General features: G+C 40.2%; 13 protein-coding genes and 1 riboswitch. Of the genes, 5 read left to right on the forward strand and 8 right to left on the reverse strand.

Translation table 11 applies throughout. The features are described 5' to 3' along the window. Positions 1-2 precede the first annotated feature (2 nt). Positions 3-2,297, reverse strand: a complete 2,295-nt coding sequence (locus K429_RS0115555) for a TonB-dependent receptor (RefSeq protein ID WP_007219835.1) — start codon at positions 2,295-2,297, stop codon at positions 3-5. 34 nt (positions 2,298-2,331) lie between these two features. After that, a riboswitch (TPP riboswitch) is annotated at positions 2,332-2,428 on the reverse strand. Positions 2,429-2,570: 142 nt separating this feature from the next. Between K429_RS0115555 and K429_RS0115560 the strand changes: the two genes are divergently transcribed. Continuing rightward, positions 2,571-3,443, forward strand: coding sequence for a mechanosensitive ion channel family protein (locus K429_RS0115560; protein WP_026367520.1), 873 nt, complete (start codon positions 2,571-2,573; stop codon positions 3,441-3,443). Positions 3,444-3,547: 104 nt separating this feature from the next. Here the strand turns inward: K429_RS0115560 and K429_RS0115565 are convergent, their stop codons facing one another. Continuing rightward, positions 3,548-3,796: a hypothetical protein gene (locus K429_RS0115565; RefSeq protein ID WP_007209479.1), complete on the reverse strand. Its 249-nt coding sequence runs from the start codon at positions 3,794-3,796 to the stop codon at positions 3,548-3,550. Positions 3,797-3,967: 171 nt separating this feature from the next. On the opposite strand from K429_RS0115565, the gene K429_RS0115570 reads away from it, so the two are divergent. Continuing rightward, positions 3,968-5,260 carry a neutral/alkaline non-lysosomal ceramidase N-terminal domain-containing protein gene (locus K429_RS0115570; protein WP_007209480.1) on the forward strand — a complete coding sequence of 431 codons (1,293 nt, stop codon included), beginning with the start codon at positions 3,968-3,970 and terminating at the stop codon, positions 5,258-5,260. A gap of 110 nt (positions 5,261-5,370) precedes the next feature. On the opposite strand, the gene K429_RS0115575 is transcribed toward K429_RS0115570, so the two are convergent. From K429_RS0115575 to K429_RS0115590, 4 genes are all read right to left on the reverse strand, one after another. Continuing rightward, positions 5,371-7,998 (reverse strand): carboxypeptidase regulatory-like domain-containing protein, encoded by a 2,628-nt coding sequence (locus tag K429_RS0115575; protein ID WP_026367521.1) that lies wholly within the window; start codon positions 7,996-7,998, stop codon positions 5,371-5,373. Positions 7,999-8,199: 201 nt separating this feature from the next. Next, complete coding sequence (locus K429_RS0115580; RefSeq protein WP_026367522.1) at positions 8,200-9,171, reverse strand: FecR family protein; 972 nt, start codon at positions 9,169-9,171, stop codon at positions 8,200-8,202. Positions 9,172-9,489: 318 nt separating this feature from the next. After that, complete coding sequence (locus tag K429_RS0115585) at positions 9,490-10,041, reverse strand: RNA polymerase sigma-70 factor (protein ID WP_026367523.1); 552 nt, start codon at positions 10,039-10,041, stop codon at positions 9,490-9,492. A 148-nt stretch (positions 10,042-10,189) separates the two neighbouring features. Continuing rightward, positions 10,190-11,827 (reverse strand): rhamnogalacturonan acetylesterase, encoded by a 1,638-nt coding sequence (locus K429_RS0115590; RefSeq protein WP_026367524.1) that lies wholly within the window; start codon positions 11,825-11,827, stop codon positions 10,190-10,192. Positions 11,828-11,994: 167 nt separating this feature from the next. On the opposite strand from K429_RS0115590, the gene K429_RS0115595 reads away from it, so the two are divergent. Further along, complete coding sequence (locus K429_RS0115595; RefSeq protein WP_007209486.1) at positions 11,995-12,345, forward strand: DUF1622 domain-containing protein; 351 nt, start codon at positions 11,995-11,997, stop codon at positions 12,343-12,345. Positions 12,346-12,607: 262 nt separating this feature from the next. Here the strand turns inward: K429_RS0115595 and K429_RS0115600 are convergent, their stop codons facing one another. Both K429_RS0115600 and K429_RS0115605 read right to left on the reverse strand, forming a co-directional pair. Further along, positions 12,608-13,456, reverse strand: a complete 849-nt coding sequence (locus K429_RS0115600) for a hypothetical protein (RefSeq protein ID WP_026367525.1) — start codon at positions 13,454-13,456, stop codon at positions 12,608-12,610. A 75-nt stretch (positions 13,457-13,531) separates the two neighbouring features. Further along, positions 13,532-14,101 carry a Crp/Fnr family transcriptional regulator gene (locus K429_RS0115605; protein WP_026367526.1) on the reverse strand — a complete coding sequence of 190 codons (570 nt, stop codon included), beginning with the start codon at positions 14,099-14,101 and terminating at the stop codon, positions 13,532-13,534. A 201-nt stretch (positions 14,102-14,302) separates the two neighbouring features. On the opposite strand from K429_RS0115605, the gene K429_RS0115610 reads away from it, so the two are divergent. After that, complete coding sequence (locus K429_RS0115610) at positions 14,303-17,530, forward strand: glycoside hydrolase family 2 protein (RefSeq protein WP_026367527.1); 3,228 nt, start codon at positions 14,303-14,305, stop codon at positions 17,528-17,530. Positions 17,531-17,881: 351 nt separating this feature from the next. Continuing rightward, on the forward strand, positions 17,882-20,452 hold the full coding sequence (locus K429_RS0115615) for a hypothetical protein (RefSeq protein ID WP_022209342.1): 2,571 nt from the start codon (positions 17,882-17,884) through the stop codon (positions 20,450-20,452). Positions 20,453-20,496: the final 44 nt, after the last annotated feature.

Below are 20,496 nucleotides of genomic sequence, written 5' to 3' on the forward strand. Positions count from 1 at the left end.
CTTTAAAAACTCAATGTGATATGTGCCAGCGCATTGATACCTGCATTAGGATAGTAGGCTGCGTAATTGGAAGTATAGAGCAGTTTACTGTCTTTGTCCTTTATCTGATTCTTTCCATGACCTTCGTATACGGCACTTCCCGATGCATAACCATTGCTTTCGTATGTTTCGTCAAACAGGTTATAAATCGTCACGCCTACATTAACAGATTTCAATCCTTTCAGTTTGAAAGTATATCCGAGATTCAGGTTGCTCACACAATAAGCATCCAGTGTACAGTCCTCTTGATGAGCATTGTTTAAATATTGCTTGCTGACATATTGCGTTTGCAAAGATGCATTAAAACCTTTATAATCCAAAGAAATGAGACTATTTGCCATAAAGTCCGGTGAAAAGGAGATGGGAGTAGTGCCAATATATCGGGTTGTCTGAGAGATACCCCAGTTTTCACTATACATATCTTTCCAGTCTTCATTCACATCACTTAGATATTCTGTATAATTCTTGATGCGGTTACGGCTCCATGTTGCGTTTATATCCCAACGCAGCCAGTTTGTGATGCGTGCACCTGCCATAAGCTCAATACCCATACGATAACTGTCCTTCACGTTCTCTGCTACGGCTTCGCCAATTTCATTCAATTGCCCGTTCAGTACCAATTGATTCTTGTAATCCATGTAGTACAGGTTGACGCCTGCATTGAACCAACCTTTACGGAACGTATATCCCACTTCGTAATCGAACATCCGCTCTGATTTGGGCTGTGCGGCAAATAAGTTATCAGTATAGTTATTGCGTGTCGGTTCCTTATTTGCCACACTGAAAGAGGCATAAAGATTATTATTGTTGTTTATCTTCCAGAATATGCCGGCTTTAGGGTTGAAGAAGCTGAAATCTTCGTCAATATTCAGCGGTTGCAGATGTGCCGGATCAGCAGTCCAGTCCCATTTGTCATTATTGCCGTTTATCTTATAGCGCAGATAACGATATTGCATATCAGCATAGAAGTTAACTCCATCCAGTATTTCATAATTTATCTTAGCGTAGATGTTGCCATCCGTTTTCCGTCCGATATTACGATAATATTCATGGTCAGGATTCAGTTCACCCAGATAATTCTTTACCCATACTACCTTACCGTTATGGGTGTTTTTGTAATAATTCAGGCCACCGCCGATGGATGCATCCAATTTGTCCCCTTTATAATCGAAAGAGAATACTCCACCACCGAAACGGCTGTCTACCAGTTTACGGCGTACAAGGTCTGATTTCTCTATGGTAGTACCGTTTGTTTCAAAGGGTACCAAGCCATATTCTACCAGCGTACGTTTATTTTTATATTCCTCATAATAACCGTAACCGTCTGTATAGTGTAGCGCTATGTTCAATTTCCACGAAGGAGACAATATTTGATTTAATAATAATTGATAATGCGTCTGGCGATAATAATCTATCTGGTTATCATAAAATCCGATTACATTTCCATTATCATCTTCTATGGCGCCATTGGGATTATATTTGCGGTCGTTTTCCAGTGTTTCCTTATCCAGGCCATCCCAAGCATGATAGGTCTCTTCTTTTCCTCCGAAGGTGATGAATTTAATAGTGGTCTTGTCTCCATAATATCCGCCTTGTACAAAGTAAGACTTCAAGTCAGCACTGGCGCGGTCACGGTAGCCGTCACTGTGGATATTAGATAAACGTGCATCGAATCCCCAGCGTCCATTAATGAGCCCCGTACCTACTTTTACGGTTTCTTTATGTGTATTGAATGAGCCGTAAGAGCCGGAAAACTCCGCATACGGTGTGGGCGAAATTCCTTGTGTTTTCATATTGATACTGGCACCGAACGCTCCGGCACCATTAGTGGAAGTTCCTGCGCCCCGTTGAATCTGCAAGTCCTGAAGCGAAGAGGCAAGATCGGGAGTATTAACCCAAAAGATAGAATGACTTTCCGCATCGTTCATGGGTATACCATTAGTGGTTACGTTGATACGTGTAGCATCTGTTCCGCGTACCCGGATACTCGTGTAACCGATACCTGCACCTGCATCGCTCGTTGTCAGTACTGACGGAGTAAATGACAACAGATAGGGAATATCTTGCCCGAAATTCTGCTTCTTAAGTTGTTCTTTACTGACATTGGTAAACGCCACAGGTGTGGTTCCCGTGGCACGGGTAGAGATAATTTCTACTTCCTGCAGGCTTATCACCCGCAAGCTGTCTTTCTCATGCGTCTGCGCACAGACACCCAGCGTTGCCATTAACAGGCAGGCCGCCATTGCATGTTTTCTCATTACAATTTTAACTATTAAAGATGAATACAGAAAAAGGGAGCTTTTCTTCTTTTCCCTCCGCCGGCACTACCCGGATCAGGTCAATGGGTATGATCTCAGCCCGTCATATTAGGGCACCCCTTAGTTGAAATCGGGGGCAAAATTAAGTGTTTTCGCTGAAACACGCAAATCGAGTGAACGATAACCGGAAATATTTGTTAATTTTGTAGGCCGGTGGGTATTTTTTAATCCTGCTGGTAAAGTGTAATTATTAACTTCAAACGAACAAATATTATGTTATTATTATTGCAAGCGGCAGCTCCTGCTGCCGAAACTGTTGTAGAAGATGGTTTTAGTAAATTGCAGGTCTTTCTCCAACAACTGATAGACTGGGGAGTAAATGCAGGTGGTCATATCATCAGCGCTGTGCTGATTTTCATAGTAGGACGTTTCCTGATATCTTTCCTTAATAAAATGGTGGCCCGGTTGTTGGCTAAGCGGCATGTGGATGCCAGTATCCAGAGTTTTGTAAAGAGTTTGGTGAACATCTTGCTGACTATCTTATTGATTATTGCCGTTATCGGTAAATTAGGAGTAGAAACAACTTCATTTGCTGCCTTGCTGGCATCCGCCGGTGTGGCTATCGGTATGGCATTGTCCGGTAACTTGCAGAACTTTGCAGGTGGTCTGATTGTATTGCTGCTCCGTCCTTATAAAGTAGGTGACTTGATTGAAAGCCAAGGCATCACGGGCACGGTTCGTGAGATCCAGATTTTCCATACGATTCTGACTACCGGTGATAATAAGATTATTTATATCCCGAATGGTGCGTTGAGCAGTGGTACTGTGACTAATTACAGTCGTGAAGCTACCCGTCGTGTAGAATGGATAATCGGTGTGGAGTATGGCGAAAATTTTGATAAGGTGGAAGAAACTACCCGTCGTATCATTGCCGAAGACAAGCGGATTCTTAGTGATCCGGCTCCTTTTGTAGCCCTTCATGCACTGGATGCCAGTAGCGTGAATGTGATTATCCGTGCCTGGGTGAAGAGTGAGGACTATTGGGGAGTTTATTTCGATATGAACAAGACCGTCTACTCTGTATTCAATAAGGAGGGTATAGGTTTCCCTTTCCCACAACTGACGGTACATCAGGCAAAGGATTGATAGTGGTCTGGAATTGATAACTATAAATGAATAAAGGGCATAACAACAATTTGTTATGCCCTTTATTCATTATAGTTAATACTCGTGATGTTTTTTATTGTAAATCACATTTCATATACTCCGAGTTCTTCCTCTATGGCTTCACATTCATCTTTCTCTATATGCAGTAAGCGATTGATTTCCCTTCGCTTTTCGAGGTCAGTGAAATAACTTTCTACTACGGTATACAGGTCGAATCCTTTGGTGGAACCTGCTGCCATGTCTAATGACTCTACCATTTTCTCTACTTCCCTGTGAATGCGTTCCTTGTTGATGAAATGCAACTCATTACTATGAATCAGATACTTTTCCATGATCGTTGGTATTTAAAGTTCTATTAATATAACGTCTGTTATGAACGGTTAGTTCATACAAAAAATAATAATTCCTCTCTAAGTTAATAGAGAATTAATAGCTTTATTAATACTCCTCGTGTATTATTGCCGAATAATAGCGTAAAAGTAAATTTAAAAAGTAATAATACCATGAAAAAAGTAATTAGTATGAATCTGATAAATGTAATTCAAATGAAAACACAAAGCTTTTGGTTGACAGCACTATTAGTGCTGTTAGGTGTTTTTTCTACAGTGAATACCAACGCTGCAGAAAAGTTAATGGCTGGTACCGGCAAAGTGAATATAACCCCGCCTAATCCCCGCTATCCGGTTCACGATTCACTCTATGCACGAACTCTTATTCTTGAAGCGGGAGCTTCGCGTATTGCTTTTGTCTCTCTGGATTTGGTTATGTACAGTAATGTTCCGTTAGCCGAGAAACTAAAAAAGCAATTTGGTTTGCAGGAAGTCTATTTCTGTCCCCAGCATACACATTCCGGTGAGGCAGGGCCCAAGGAATGGCTCGATGCTCAGATAACCAAAGCTTTGAAACAGGCTTCTTCTTCTATGTTCGAGGCTCGTATTTCAGCCGGTTATCGTAGTTTTCCTCAATTAAGTTTCAACCGGTTGCTTCTTCGTGAAGACGGTCGCGCCCGCGAATCATGGGTAGGAGATGACCACTACAGGGCGGTGAATCCGGAGCGTATTCCTCATGGGCCTGTTGATAATTCTGTAGGTGTTATTAAACTGGAGGACACGAAAGGCAATCCGAAAGTAATTCTAATGAATTATGCCTGCCATCCGGATGTGGCCTGGAATAACTTTGAAATCTCTGCCGACTATGTGGGTTATGCCACTAAATATACGGAAGAAGCTTTTAACAATCAGGTATATTGCCTCTTTGTACAAGGCGGTGCAGGAAACCAGGCACCTTTATTTAAGGATGGCGGACGTACCGGGCCGGATGACCCTCGCCCGTCCAATTATGATTTGATAGACCGTATGGGTAAATTGCTTTCTATTGAAGCCGTTAAACTGGCCAAAGAAATATATCCGAACCCGTATGATGTACCCAATATCAAGGTGAAGACTGACTCTCTGCATTTTATCGGCAGACATGACAAGAACCTGAAGTATAATGTGCATTTCTCCGTAATATCCATTAATAACCGTATTGCCATTGCCACTGTTCCCGGTGAACCTTTCATCAAGTTCCAGATTGATTGGAAACGGGAAATGCAACCCAATCATGTTATTCCTTTCTTCTTCGGATATACCTGGAACAACGGAAGATGGCCGATGTATCTGCCTGATATTCGATCGGCAGCTTATGGTGGCTTCGGAGCAGATGAAGGATCGTGGCTTATTGAAGTCGGAGCAGGTGAAAAGATTTTCAACAAGCTGATAGAGAATTATTATCGGATGATGGGAGTATTCCGTTGAGGATGCTCTGAGTAAATAGAAAGAAGAAGATGTATCGGGAAATTTCCAAATACATCTTCTTTGCTTTTATTGGGATAACAGTGCAAACAATGATTGTTCTCTTTTATATACTAAAAGTAAATTTTATAACTGATATTCGGTATCAATCCCGATCCGTCTTTTTTCTCTATCTTATGAGTTTTTTCGTTGTACTGGTAAAAGTGCATTCCTGTGCGCATACCTACATTTAGCATTTTAATAGAAAACTCATGAGATATTTTCTTTTTATTAATTCTATAACTGAAAGAGATGTCACCGTTGATGGAGGGATCAAACTTCTTGCTGTAAGCTCTGGTTTCATCAAATTTAATATCATGTTCTATCATACTTTTACCTTCATCTACAGGGGTATATCGGTCACCACCTTGGAAAAAGATACGCCCGTTGAGACTTAGTACATTTTGTTTATTACGTCCTACCATCCATTCTTTTCCGGCAAGTATGTTCAGGAGATAGTTTTTGTCCAACCGTGTATTACGCCAGATGTTATCTCCGGCTTTGTATTTTGATTTAAAAAGAGAAGCCGTTATCATATAGTAAAAACCATTTTTCATGTATTGCTCTAATGTAATGTCTATACCGTAGTTCACTCCGGAGCCTCTATTCTTTAATATCCTGTCCAGATAGAAACTCTGATGGTTGATGATGGAAAAGGAAGAATTCTCTTCAACAGGTATTCGGAATAGATATTGATAATAGGGTTCCACTTTTAAGTGCATGTACGAGTTGATGTTCCAGTCGTATGTAAGCCCGAAGTGATGAGCCTTTGAAAAATCCAGGTATCTGTTGGATTCGGTTTTTCCGTTGGCTTCCTGTTCCACAAAGTAGTAGTCAAGCTTTTCCCTGCGACTGTGCAGACCGTATGCCAGTGCCAAGGCGTGTTTCGGATTAAAGCTCCATTTAAGGGCTGCTCTGGGTTCTACGGTCCAGTTCTTATTCAGGGTGAAGTACTGTGCGGTGATGCCCAGACTAGTAATAAGATGGTTACTTAGGTTGATGACAGAACTGCTGTATGCCGAGAGCACACAACTTCCCCCATTCCCTTTTGAAATCTGTTCCATAGGTACATCTAAACCGAAATTAGGACTGATTTTGTAATCCAAGTCATATTGGAGCCCTGTAACTGTGATACCTGTCCGGTTGATATGGTTGGAATTGAATTTCTTGTTCAGATAGGAATTAAAGACTATATCCCATTTGGAATTCCGGATATCTCCTACATGGACCAGTTTGTCATCTTCTGTCATCTGATCAGCTCTCGTGCGATCTTTCGAGTAAGTGGCGGCTAATGAAGAACGGATATACGTATCTGCATTGATGAGATACTTGTGTGTAAGTCCTCCTGCCGCTTTGTCAAAAGCTGTATTTCCGGACTGCCGGTCACCTTGTGTCTCCCATTCATCACGGTCGATGGCTTCCGGTTTATAACGGTCAATCAGCCCGATTCCCCAGATGGAGAAAGTTCCGGCCTTCCGGGTAGGAAAATTTAATTTGAATGATAAGTCCTGATATTTCAGATTCATATCATTTCCTGTAGCCAAGGAAGTGGTGGAGAAGCGGTAATTGAAGATATAGGAACTTCCATGCTTCCTGCTTATCGGGCCTTCCGATGCCAGGTCAATACCCAGAATGCCTAACTGAAATGTATGTTCATACTTCTGATTGTTGCCATTTCGTATTTGCATGTCGAAGACACCTGATAGCGCATTGCTGTATTCGGAAGGGAACGCACCGTTGTAGAAATCGGAGTTACCGATCACCTGTGTACTCAGGGCCGAAAGAAAGCCCCCACCCAGTCCGGTAAGGTCGGCGAAGTGAGTCGGATTGGGAATTTCTACCCCTTCCAACCTCCATTGGGTAAACTGGGGTGAATTTCCTCTGATAGCTACAGCGTTGGTTCCTACATCTCCAGCCACACCTGCAAATGCGGAACTCAGACGTGCCGGATCATCAAAACCATTGGCAAACCTGCCTGCTTCTTCCATGCTGATCATGCGTCCGCCGGTAATGGCCATTGCATTCAGAGGTTTATCTTTCTTTATCTCCGGTTGTATGACGACTTCCGCCAACGAGTGAATGTTTTCATCCAGAGTGATTTCCATATATACTTCCTTGGAAGAGGTTACAGGTATCTCATTGAAAATATTGGTATTATATCCTACATAGGAGGTTTGTATATTGCATCGTCCCACAGGAACATTGTCTATCCGAAATCTCCCCAGACTGTCTGTTGTGCTGCCTAAAGAACCGACATTCATAATTCTTACAGTAGCAGACTCTATGGGTGCATTGGTTTTGGAATCCAGTACAATTCCTCTGACTATTTGGGTAGGTTTCTCTGTTTTTTCCTTGGTGGATTTCTGTAGTTCATTGCCGGATGGAGTGATAATGATATGGTAGCCTGTTATTTTGTACGAATATCGGGTGTCTTTCAAGATTTGCGCTAACGCCTTGTCAATACTTTGGGATTCTAAAGACAGGGATATTTTTCTCTTTACATCTACGGCCGATAATTCATAGGCTATGCTATATCCGGTTTGTTGTTCTATCTCAGCAAAAGCTTCTTTCAGTGATATGTTTTTATTCTGTATAGTGATTGGCTTTCTGTCATTCTGTGCTGTGGCATTCAATGAGAGAAAGGCAAAAAATAAAAAAAGGAGTATCTTGTCTGTTTCTTTATTAATGGTTATTCGATTCATTGTTGTATGTTTTTATAAGATAAGCTGCATTTCGGCATAACTTTTTCATGCAAGCATGAAAGTTCTGCACTCAATTTGCATTATCTTTGTATAGTTAATACTTTGTTTTACTTTACGGTTTGATGGAGCATTAGCATTTCAGAACCGGGTTGAGGGTCTCAAGCTGCAATCCGGTTCCTTTTCTTCATAGGCAGTTTCTTTTTATTGTTTTTTGATTAGTTCTACTTTGTTTCTCTGTATCTGATAACTGAAGCCGATCATCTCACTCAATACAGGCAGAACTTCTTCCAGATTTTCATTTTTCAGGAACCGGACGGTATATCGTTTGGAGGCGGGAACGTTCATTGTATGATTGATAGTTACATTATAACGTCTCTCTAATGTTTGCAGGATTTCGGTGAAAGGCGCATCGGTAAATATCAGTTTTCCCGTGATCCAGCCATCTGCATCGGTTGGAGAAACTTCAGTAATGTTGACGGCAGATGTTTTTTTATCGTACGTCAACTGTTCATTAGGTTTCAGTATCTGCGAACCTTGAACGGGAGGGGTGACTTCAACTTTGCCACTTGTCAGGGTAGTGGTCACCAGTTCATCATCAGCGTATGCCTTTACATTGAATTGGGTTCCTAATACTTTGACTGAAAGTTGGGACGTTTCTACAATAAACGGTTTCGCTGCATCTTTCCGAACAGAAAAATAGGCTTCACCGTCAAGGTATACAAGGCGCTGCGCTTTCGAGAACTTTTCCGGGTATTTGATTGCTGTTCCTGCATTCAGCCATATTTCGGAGCTATCAGGCAATAGGAAGTGTTTTTTATCACCGTATGCAACAGATATCTCAACCCATTTATCCTTCGTGGAAGTATAGTACAGATAACTTCCTGCAATAATCAGTAGCGGAATCAGGGCTGCCGCGATGCTCATTCGTTTCTGATAGAAAGGTCGGGGCACCATTTTCTTATAACCTATCTTTTGGTTTACTCTGTTTAATGCAAGTTTAGTGTCCGGGTCTGTTTTTGCCTCCAATTGATCCCAATATTCCAATGAAGCTTTTTCTTTTTCTTCAGTGTCTTTATCTTTAATGATCCATTTCTGAACCTTCTCTTCCGTTTCGGGAGAGAAGCGGCCGGATAAATATGTTCCGATGATTCTGACAATATTATTTTTCTCCATTCTGTTGCATTTACTATATATACAGTCAACGGATGAAAAACTCAGTAAGTAAATGAATCTTTTTTCTATTTTTTCTTTTTAGAAATAGGGGGCTACCTGAATAAGCGAGAAAAAGAACAGAACTATCTGCTTCGTACCAGGCTTGTATCTTCTTCGTACCCTCCTCGTACCAACTTCGCTATTTTGTTCCTCGTATAGGAGCGAAGGAAATGCGAACCGGGTATAAGGAGGAAGAACTTTTGACCAAAAGGTAATATTGTATGTTGTTTGTCTCTTTTCTGTTATGAATTTATTCACCACAGATTCATTACCATACCATTATGCCAGTAATAAGAAGAAGTATGAAATAGTTTTCCGTATCTCTTTCAGAGCGAGGCTTAACTGACTTTCCACATTTCTCTTGGTAGTATTCAGTCGTACGGCTATCTCTTCATTGCTTAGGCCCTCGTTGCGACTTAGCATGTATATCTTTCTCCGTTGTTCCGGCATTTTTTCTACCGTGTCGTCTATTAGTAATCCGAGTTCTTTGGCTATCAGATCTTCTTCCGAAGTAGAACTACATTCCTGATGCTGGACACTACTCAGATAAGTATCTTCTACATATTTGTGCTTCAGAAAGTTGATGGCAGAATTTCTGGCAATTGTATGCAGGTAAGAATCAAATGATCTGGAGATATCGATAGAGTGGCGGTTCATCCAGAGGTTTACAAATAAATCCTCTGTCAGTTCTTCAGCATCCGGACTCGACTTGATATAGCCCTGGATAAAGGCTTTTGTTTTACCGTAATAAGTGATAAAAACCTCCTCGAAGGCCTCATGACTATCTTGTCGTAAAGCCTCTAAGGTTTTTATATCAATCTTATTGCTCATTTATGGTCCGGTTTTGTTTTTTGACGGGAGCAAAAGAAGTGATTATTTGTTTGATGAAGCTATTCTTTTGGATTAATTAACCTTGTCTATTTTATTTTCTATTCTTAGTTTTTATTTCCGACACTTCTGCAATGTTTCCGTATCGCTTTTATTTCAGATACTTCTTCAGCGGGCAGTCCGTAACTTTTAACCCTTCGGCTATACTTTGGGCATTCATTCGCGCACCCTTCAAAGATGTATGTGTATGATCTGTATTATAGAAAACAGCTGATTTCTTGGGCCCCATCTTTTGGAGTTTATCTGCGGATATTTTATTCAGATCAATAAAGCAGGCTCCGGTTGCTTCTGCCGCTTCACGTGTCCATTTACCGTAACTCTTGCTATTGCGTTCTATTTGTCCGTCTTTCCACTTATTGCGGGGCGTGTGACTCAATACAATCGGGATTGCTCCTTTTTCTTGTGCATCCCTGATGAACTTGCGGAGATACCAGCCAAAAGTATAGACTACCTGGTATTTTCCGGTCTTTTCCATCAGAAAGACTTTGCTTTCATCTCCCGAACCGTGTAATTCACCACGGGCTTTTCCGATATTGATATCTCCTCCGTCATTATGTCCGAACTGGATGAGTACGAAATCTCCCGGTTTAAGTGCATCATACACTTTGTCCCAGCGTCCTTCGTCTAAGAAAGTGCGGGCACTGCGTCCGGCCATGGCACAATTTTCTACAGATACCTTCTTTGAATTAAATATCTCAGTTATTACACTTCCCCATCCCCACATACCGTCTTTATCATCATCTTTATTCTTTACCGTACTGTCACCGATAGTGAATACCACCGGGCATCCTTCTTTCCGGCTGGAACCGGTAATTGTATCCTGCTCAACCGGTTTCAAATAGTTGGCCAGTTCTAACCTTTCATAGTTTCGGATACCTTCAGTTGCAGATTCTGCGTTCACTTTTGCCCCGAAGGCACTGGTGTGGATGCGGTCTAAGTAGAACATATATTTCACTTTTTCCTTGCCGAATTTCTCAAATTTGGATGCGGTGATATCATTCAGGTCTATAAAAGGTACTTCTTGTTCTTCGGCTATTTGTTTGGCCCACAGGCCGAAAGTTTGGTTGACGCGTGTGATAATTGTACTGTCTTTATCTTCCCAAGCATTGCGGGGAGTCAGTGAGAACAGGATAGGATGGGCACCTTTCGCCTTTACATCCTGCACGAAGCGACGCATATATTCTCCATAGGAATATACAGTTTCCTTCACTCCGGTTTCCTGGATGGTGACATTCAGGCTATCTTTACCGATTCCCGGTATGGAAGCGCGTGCGCGCCCGCTGTCATAAGGGCCATTGTCATTATGTCCCAGTTCGATGATCACCCAATCGCCAGCTTGGACCCCTTTTATAACATCTGGCCAGAAACGGTTGTAGAACGTACGGCTACTTGTTCCTCCTAATGCATGGTTTTCTACGGTAATCTGGTCTGAATCGAAATAATCACCGGCATAATATCCCCAGCCCCATTGACCGTTGTTCCCATTTCCCAAGGTTCCGGTACGCATGGTAGAGTTACCCACCAAAAACAGAATGGGATTATTTCCTTTCCGGCTTGAACCGGCTACAGGTCTTGCTGTACGGGCCTTATTCAAACTGTCCAGTGTATTGTCAATCACCTGGTTGACATCCTTCATCGGTGCAGATACCTTATTCTGAGCCTGTGCTGAGAAAACAAATGCGAATGTCATTCCTAAAATCAGATAGCTGTAAAATGTGTGTTTATTCATCTTTCTATAACCTTAATTCTTTGTTGGTGCAAAAATAGGTGAAATTTGAGTCTCTGCGAATGGAATATCATTCAGAATTGCTGTCTTTTTGTGCAATTGAGTGGGATTTCCTTAAAATTCAAACATTAAAGCTTTTTACGATGTTATATTAATAAACTTCAATCTACATGCTTACTACGTTCTTAAATGCATTAGCCACTATAATCAGTGTGACAAGTCTTCTCATCGTCACTTATGGGGCATTAATTGGGATAATTTCTTTTCTGGTCAATGAGTTTAAAAGATTCACGGGCAAGTACTCAACTACCAATATCCGGAAGCTACGGGCTACTTTCGGAACTTATTTGCTACTTGGACTTGAATTTCTTATCGCATCAGATATCTTAAAAACCGTACTGGAACCAACTTTGAATGAACTGGCAATTTTAGGTGGTATAGTTGTTCTGAGAACTATCTTATCCGTCTTTCTAAACAGAGAAATCAAAGATTTGGAGGCTGAAGGTGAAAAAGAGCAATGATTCTTGGGAAGTAAAAAGCATTATTAGATCTCTTCTTTAACATATTATTTGAATTATGTTAATCGTTAACATAATGAATCTAAATAGTTAACAACCTCCTTTATTCTATTAAACCATGTTATAAATACCCCTGTCTGGACCTGAAAATTTGGAGATATCCTCAAAGTCCGTATCTTTGCAATGTGTTTTTCATAGTATTAGATTTAAGGTTAACAAAAGATTGGCTGTCTGGGATAGATAGCCTTTTTTTATGTTGATATGTTTACTTTATCCTGTCTCTATACAATTTTCCATCGTAATCCTTATATTTAATGTTGCTGTAGATGCAGACCAACATATTGCTATATTCCAAAATCGTGGTATTGGATTCTTGAGATAAATTTGTAGCTAAGATGCCACTACCTAGTATTCCCGGATTACAGATAATCGTATCTTTCTTTATTGAATTCATTATTAGCTCAATGCAAGTATATTCTTTAATATCTTCTTCTTTGAGTCTGTTTATGATATATTGGTTGATGTGCATTTTGTCATCTTCAGTCATAAAACCATACCATAACAGGCACTTTATGCCTGCCTGGGTGGCTTTTATTAATATATCTAAGTAACTTATTCCCGATATTCCTTTTTTGTCGATTTCATAAGGATCAATATGAAGAAAAGAAGATTTGGGAAGCGTAGGTAGTAGTTTTATAACTCCTTCGAGAGAATCTGCATGATATGTTTGAATATGCGTTTCTAACTCTATTTGTCCGGCGTAAAGTTCTATGTTTTCTAAAGCATCCTTTTCAATATCAAAGAAGATATATTGGGATGCTCGTTTTTTTAGTATATTCATAGCTAAAGCCGGAGATCCTAAATAATTCCCTTTTTCCATTTCTATACTTTCCAGCTTATAATAAATAGAATTTCTAAGAAACTTTTCTTTATTGGCTTTTTCCAGAAAATGATAAATACCATATTGTTGTTCCACAGTATGTGACATGTGATAAATGGCAGATGCCGAATTTGTCTCTACGTACACTTGTGGCTTTTCGGTTTGAAGAATCTCACAGAGTACAAGATGTTTAAATACATCTGCTTGTTTCCCGAAATGAGTATAAGTGGCCATATTTTTATGATTAATGTTTATGGCAGCAATATTAGGCTATATAAAAGATAAAAGCCTTGACCAAAGTCAAGACTTTTAAGTATACAGTTGTTTTTTTCGTATTCTGCTGAGGGTTTCGGGGGTAATACCGAGAAACTGGGCTATTTCTTTTAAAGAAAGTTTTTCTTGCAAATCGGGACATCGTTTCATTAATGACTGGTAACGTTGTTCGGGACTATCGCAATAGAAGCCTAATAAGCGTTGGTATATCTCGGCAAACATGGTTTCGGCTATCTGTCTGCCTAATCGTTGGGTATCCATGTCTGTTTCCCAAAATTGATTAAGTCGGTTTAAGCTAAGAAGATAAACTTCACATTCGGTAGTAGCCTGTATATTGACCGTAGAAGTTGCCTGTTTTATAAAAGAAGGATAGTCACAGACGAAATCGTTTACGAAGCTATAACCAACAATCCATTCATTGGCGTCTGCATCTATATGTGATAAGCGGAACATGCCGGACATGATGAAACCTATCTGATTTGTTTTTTCATTTTGCTGTACCAGATATTCATTCTTCTTGAATTTAGTAAGTACCCCTTCTTCCAGAAATAATTTTTCGAGCCTGGAAATATTGGGGTGACTGTCTTTTATATTAAATTTGTCCATAGCTATTGTATTAGTACATATGACAAAGGTACAAAGATTGCAGAAAAAATCATCTATTAATCGAAAAGTGCTGAAATATGGAGGATTAATATGTTTTTAATTCAATATTAATTCTGTTTCGGCTTACTTTTTAATGCTACCCCGTTTACTTTGCAAACAGGAAAACAAATATGTCTAATACCTAATTAATAGTATTCTTAAATGAAACGAAATGCAATTTTATTAAGCTTGTTGACGGCTTTGTTCTTGCTACCGGGAAAGGCAGTGGGGCAGACCACATTGAGCGATGGTAAATTGGTGTATAATTTCCCGTTTGCACCAAGTGAGGGTCTTGTAAATAGGACAGAAAAGGAGTATAGGAAAGAAGTTTGCCTGAATGGTTACTGGGACTTCCAACCTGTGGCTTTGCCGGGTAGTTACGTGCAAGGTAAGGGGATAGCACCGGAACTGCCGTTACCTAAAGAAGGGGCTTGGAGCAAAACTCGCATAAAAATACCTTCTCCCTGGAATATTAATTCTTTTGCCAACCGAGATGTGGAAGGTCCCGATCATCGCAATTACCCGTCTTATCCGAAAGAATGGGAGCAAGTGAAAATGGCATGGATGAAGAAAATGATAACGATTCCTGCTGACTGGGATGGTCAACAGATAAAACTTTATTTTGAGGCTGTATCCGGATATACTGAAATCTATATTAATAAGGAGAAGGTGGGAGAGAATTTTGATATTTTCCTTCCGTTCAGTGTAGATATTACGGATAAAGTGAATGCAGGTGAGACAGCTGAAGTATGGGTGGGAGTTCGCAGCCAGTCTTTGTTTGAAAACAATTCTACGATTGGTCGCCGCATTGTTCCTGCAGGTTCTATGTGGGGATATCATATTGCCGGTATCTGGCAGGATGTATATTTGCTGGCATTGCCCAAAGTGCATGTGGAAGATGTATATGTGAAACCGTTGGTTTCAAAGAATATGCTTGAACTGGAAGTGACTGTGCAGAATAATACGGAAAAGAAAGCTGACTTACAGATTCAAGGTAAAGTCAATGAGTGGGTGAATCTGGCAGGAACAGATATAAACTCGGCTCCTGTACCAGCATGGGAACTTGGTCAGGAAGCTTTGAAAGTAGCTCCTGTAAAGGTGGCTATTCCCGCTAATGCTTCGAGCAAAGTTGTATTGCAGGTTCCGGTATCCGGTGAGTTGAATTTCTGGACTCCTGAACAGCCGAATCTTTATGCCGTATTGCTTTCATTGCAGGCTAAGAAAGAAACCCTTGATATGAAATATGAGCGTTTCGGATGGCGTGAATGGACATTGCAAGGTACTACACAGTATTTGAACGGTAAGCCTTATCAGTTAAGAGGTGATTCTTGGCACTTTATGGGTATTCCGCAAATGACGCGCAGATATGCGTGGGCATGGTTCACTGCTATTAAGGGAATGAATGCCAATGCAGTCCGTCCTCATGCACAGATTTATCCTCGTTTCTATATGGATGTAGCTGATGAAATGGGTATCTGCGTATTGAATGAAACAGCTAACTGGGCGAGTGATGGGGGGCCGAAACTGGATTCCGAGCTCTTTTGGGAGGCATCTAAAGAGCATCTGAAACGTTTTGTACTCAGAGACCGTAATCATGCCTCTGTCTTTGGTTGGAGTATCAGTAATGAAAATAAACCAGTGATTTTGCATGTTTACAACAGACCGGAATTGATGCCTCAGCAGAAGAAAGCCTGGGAAGACTGGAGGGATATTGTTCGTGCAAATGACCCGACTCGCCCGTGGATTTCTGCCGATGGAGAAGATGATGGAGATGGCATCTTGCCGGTTACAGTAGGTCACTATGGTGACATGAATTCAATGAAACATTGGGTTGGAATAGGTAAACCTTGGGGAATCGGTGAACATAGTATGGCATACTATGGTACACCCGAGCAGGTTGCTAAGTATAATGGTGAAAGAGCTTATGAATCACAGTTGGGACGTATGGAAGGATTAGCTAATGAGTGCTACCACCTCCTTGCTAACCAGCGTAATATGGGAGCTTCTTACAGTACGGTTTTCAATATGGCATGGTATGCCTTGAAACCACTGCCGTTGGGTAAAAAGGACATGACTACACAGCCGGATATAAGTAAGGACGGTGTCTTCTTCACAGAATATAAGGAAGGTGTTCCGGGGGTACAACCGGAACGTGTAGGTCCCTACTGTACTACATTCAATCCTGGATATGATCCAAGTCTGCCTTTGTATGATCCGTGGCCTATGTATGATGCTATGCGTGCAGCCAATGCACCGGGGCATCCTGGTTGGTCTGCTTATGCTGATATTGACAAGAAGCAATATGAAGCACCGACAGCTACTCCGGCAGAGAAATATAAAGAAGTGATTTTCATAGGCGGAGATGACAGTAAATTGAAAGGTATTCTGGATGCACAAGGCGTGAAATTTGCTGCAAAGATTACTGCACCTGCACGTATGATCTATATTGTAGATGGTACTTACACTTTGTCTGTTGCTGAAAAGAAGAGTATGTTAGCTAATATTGCTAAGGGTGCTGATGTATGGATTTGGGGATTAACACCTCAGACTGTGAATGTGTACAATGAGATTCTGCCTCTTCCGGTGGCTCTGGATAACCTTAAACGTTCTTCTTTCCTGCCAGTTCAGAAATCATGGATACGTGGCTTGAACAATTCAGATTTCTATTTCTGTGAACTTCAAAGAGCTGATGCTTCAGAGTACTCGTTGACAGGCGCTTTAGTGGAAGAAGGAGAGGTATTGCTGAATGCTTGTAAAACTGATTGGAGAGCTTGGAATAAACGTCCGGAGGAACTTAAAACAGCTAGTACGGTACGGAGTGAGTATGAGTGTACAGCAGCTACTCCTGTATTTGTGAAATATCGGAAAGATGCTTCCTGCTTCTATATCAGTACTTTGAAAGAGTTTACAAACTCAGAAAAAGGTTATAATACGTTAGGGGTAATTCTGAAGAATGCCGGTATTGACTGTAATGAGATTGAGGTGAAATCAAATGAAGTTTTCTTCTTGCGTGATAATCAGCTAATATTCCCGGTTGCTACAAAGGACAAGTTAGTGAAAAAGGCAGATGGATGGGCTTTGGATATTTATGTGTTCAGTCCGCGTCCTTTAGATGATTTGCTGATTGAACCGAATATGCCGAAACTTACGTTAGTGGTGAAAGCTAAAGAATGCCAGCTTGCCATTAATGATAAAGCATACACTGCTGCTTCACAAAACAGACACGAGGCTACTTATAAAGAACTGCCTTTGTTGCAAGGTTGGAATAAGATAAGCATAAAGATAGGAGAAAGAGATAAAAATGAATTCAGTGGTAACTTTAGGTGTGATAACAGAAATGAATTCCTTTCTTCTCTGAAAGTAATGTTTATCAATCCCGAAGCAAAATAAAAAATAGGTTTATCTCGCCTCTAAGGTATCTGGGCTGTACTTGATTTGTACGGCTCAGATACGGCTTTGATACGGACCGGGTCTGTTATTTGAGGTGAACTGAAAAAGGTAAATGGATTAAGGGAAAAAAACAAAGTTTTTGAATAGGTGTTTTTCAATAGGTTCAGTTATACACTCTGGTATTATGCAAATAATTAGCATAATACCGGAGTGATTATAACTGAAATTACTTTTGTATAGAGAATAGAATCGTTTTTGATGATTTTGTCGAATACTGGTTACTTTTTATTAATCTTATTACTAATTTTATCTTTTTTTTATACCTTTGTCATGTCTTCTTGAACTAGAAATATGAAAAACTGTTGCAGATATATATTGCTTGTACTCTTCCTGTTCACAGGGGCTGATTTATTTGCCTCTGTATATAACGGGGGACTCTATTTTAAGTCTCATTCCGCTCCCAGTGTTGATAGGACTTCTCTTACTCTGAATGATGACAAACCTTTCGACGTTAGTAATGAGTTTACCATTTCTTTTCAGATGTGGGTACGAAACAATGAACCCGACTTTGGATCAATATTGCATTTATATACGAATACGAACCAATTAGTGCGTTTTTCATTTGTTGCGGGAGGGCGTAGACATTATCCGGCATTGGTATTTAATGAAGGAATGGTCACTGTTGATAGTCCCATTGAACGAGAGAAATGGATACCTGTTTCCCTGCGAATGGATATGAATAATAATTCCATCGCTGTGAATTACAATGGAAAGGATACGACTATAATGGTACCTTTAAGTGGTTCAACACATGTAAGAGCATTGTTTGGACATGCTCCTGAATATCTGGCAGACGTAGCACCTGTGAATATAAAGGATGTAAAAGTGTCGCAGGACGGTGAACAAACTTGTGAATGGAAACTTTGGAAACACAATAATAACATTTGTTTTGATGAAATGAAGGGAGCGATAGCACGTGCTGAGTCTCCTTATTGGCTGATTGATGATCATATAGAGTGGAAACAAATTTATAAGGGTAATATATCAGGAAGATTGGATGTTGCCTTTAATGCATTGGATGCTTCATTTTATTTGGTAAAACCGGAAATGGTGGAAGTACTGGATGAAAATGGAGATATAGTAGATGAAATAAAAGTACAGGGAGGATATCCTGCCATGGAATTTACGGATCATTTGATGTATGACACATTGAGTAATAGATTGTTATCTTATTCATTATCCCAAAAGTGTGTGTCTTTTTTCTCTTTTGATACAAAAAGGTGGAGTCTTGCGGAGCGTCATATAGAAGAACCGAATTATTATAATCATGCTCGTACTTTTAATTCTGCCGATTCATCATTCTATTTTTTTGGAGGGTATGGTTTTTACAGATATCAGAATGATCTGTTTCGTATGGATCTTACTACGGGTGAATTGGAGAAGATTGACTATGAACCTTTACTGAATCCTCGTTATTCGTCGGCCATAACAGTGGTGGGGGATGAGCTTTATATTTTGGGCGGTAGAGGAAATAAATATGGTAAGCAAGAATTAGTTTCTCATTTCTATACGGAACTTTGTGCTATTGATTTGAAAAAGAAAAAGTCGCGTGTGGTATGGAGGAGGCAACAGACAGATGCCTATATGCTAATGGCTTCATCTATGTATTTCGAACCCTCGGATAGTTCTTTTTATGCAGTTGCACTGAAAGATGGTGGAGTTCTATGGAAAGTTTCTATGAAAGATACGGTTTGGACAGAAGTTTCTAAACCAATTCATAATGATGTAGTTCATCAGGATTGTGATTTTAGTTTTTATTCTTCGCCTTCTCATCAGAAACTTTTTTTGGTAATGGATAAGATATTGACAGATCGTACGCACGATGTGTCTATCTATTCTATCAATACTCCGTTGATGAGTGAATCTGATATTATGCAGGTTGAAGAAGAAGTTGTAGCCGATTCTTTTGCATGGTATTGGATTGTTGTGGGGATATTGGCATTGTTGGGGCTTGGATATGTTATATATTTCTGGTTATCCCGGAATAAGGCGGTAAAATCTCTGTCAGAAAATGTTTCGACTGTTATGGGAGATATGCCGGAGGGGAGTAAGAAACAGGAAAATAGAGGAACTGAATTAGAGGGTGAAAATATACTTGTGGCTAAGCCCATTGAAAACTATTTCGATCGTAGTCGTTCGGCAATATCTTTGCTAGGAACATTTAATGTGAGAGATAAGGAAGGAAATGATATTACTTCTAATTTTACTCCTCGTCTGAAAAGTCTCTTGGTCTTATTGATTCTTTATACGGAAAAGAACGAGAAAGGTATTTTGACGCGGAAGATGACAGAAATGCTCTGGTCGGATAAAGATGAGATTGCTGCCAGAAATAATCGGAATGTAACATTACGTAAACTGCGTGTATTACTGGAAGAAGTGGGAGATGTAGAAGTGATAAGTGATGGTGGATTCTTAAAAATACGTTGGAATGAAAATGTATTTTGCGATTATTGTACTGCGCTTCATTGTATGGACCTATTACAGAAAAACGGAGCTCAGAAAGATGAAGTACTTTTGAATCAGATATTGGAATTGTTGCTATATGGTCCGCTACTCTCCAATACGATTGTTGACTGGTTGGATGAATTTAAGGATGCTTATTCAAGCCTTTCTATTGATTTGCTTAGAAATCTTCTGGATATTGAATATCGGAAAAGTGATCGTGAAATGGTGCTTCGTATTACTGATATTATGTTCCTGCATGATCCTTTAAATGAGGAAGCTTTGGCGGCTAAGTGCTCAGTCTTGTTTTTGGAAGGGAAAAAGGGCATTGCTAAAAGTGTTTATGACCGTTTCTGCAAAGAGTACCGTGAATCGCTTGGGGAAGATTATAAGATACCACTTTCCAAATTATGCGAATAACTCAATCTATTTATAATTAAGCGTTTAATTGAAAGAATTAAGCG

It is taken from the genome of Bacteroides sp. 14(A) (assembly GCF_000526555.1).
Taxonomy (GTDB): Bacteria; Bacteroidota; Bacteroidia; order Bacteroidales; family Bacteroidaceae; genus Bacteroides; species Bacteroides cellulosilyticus.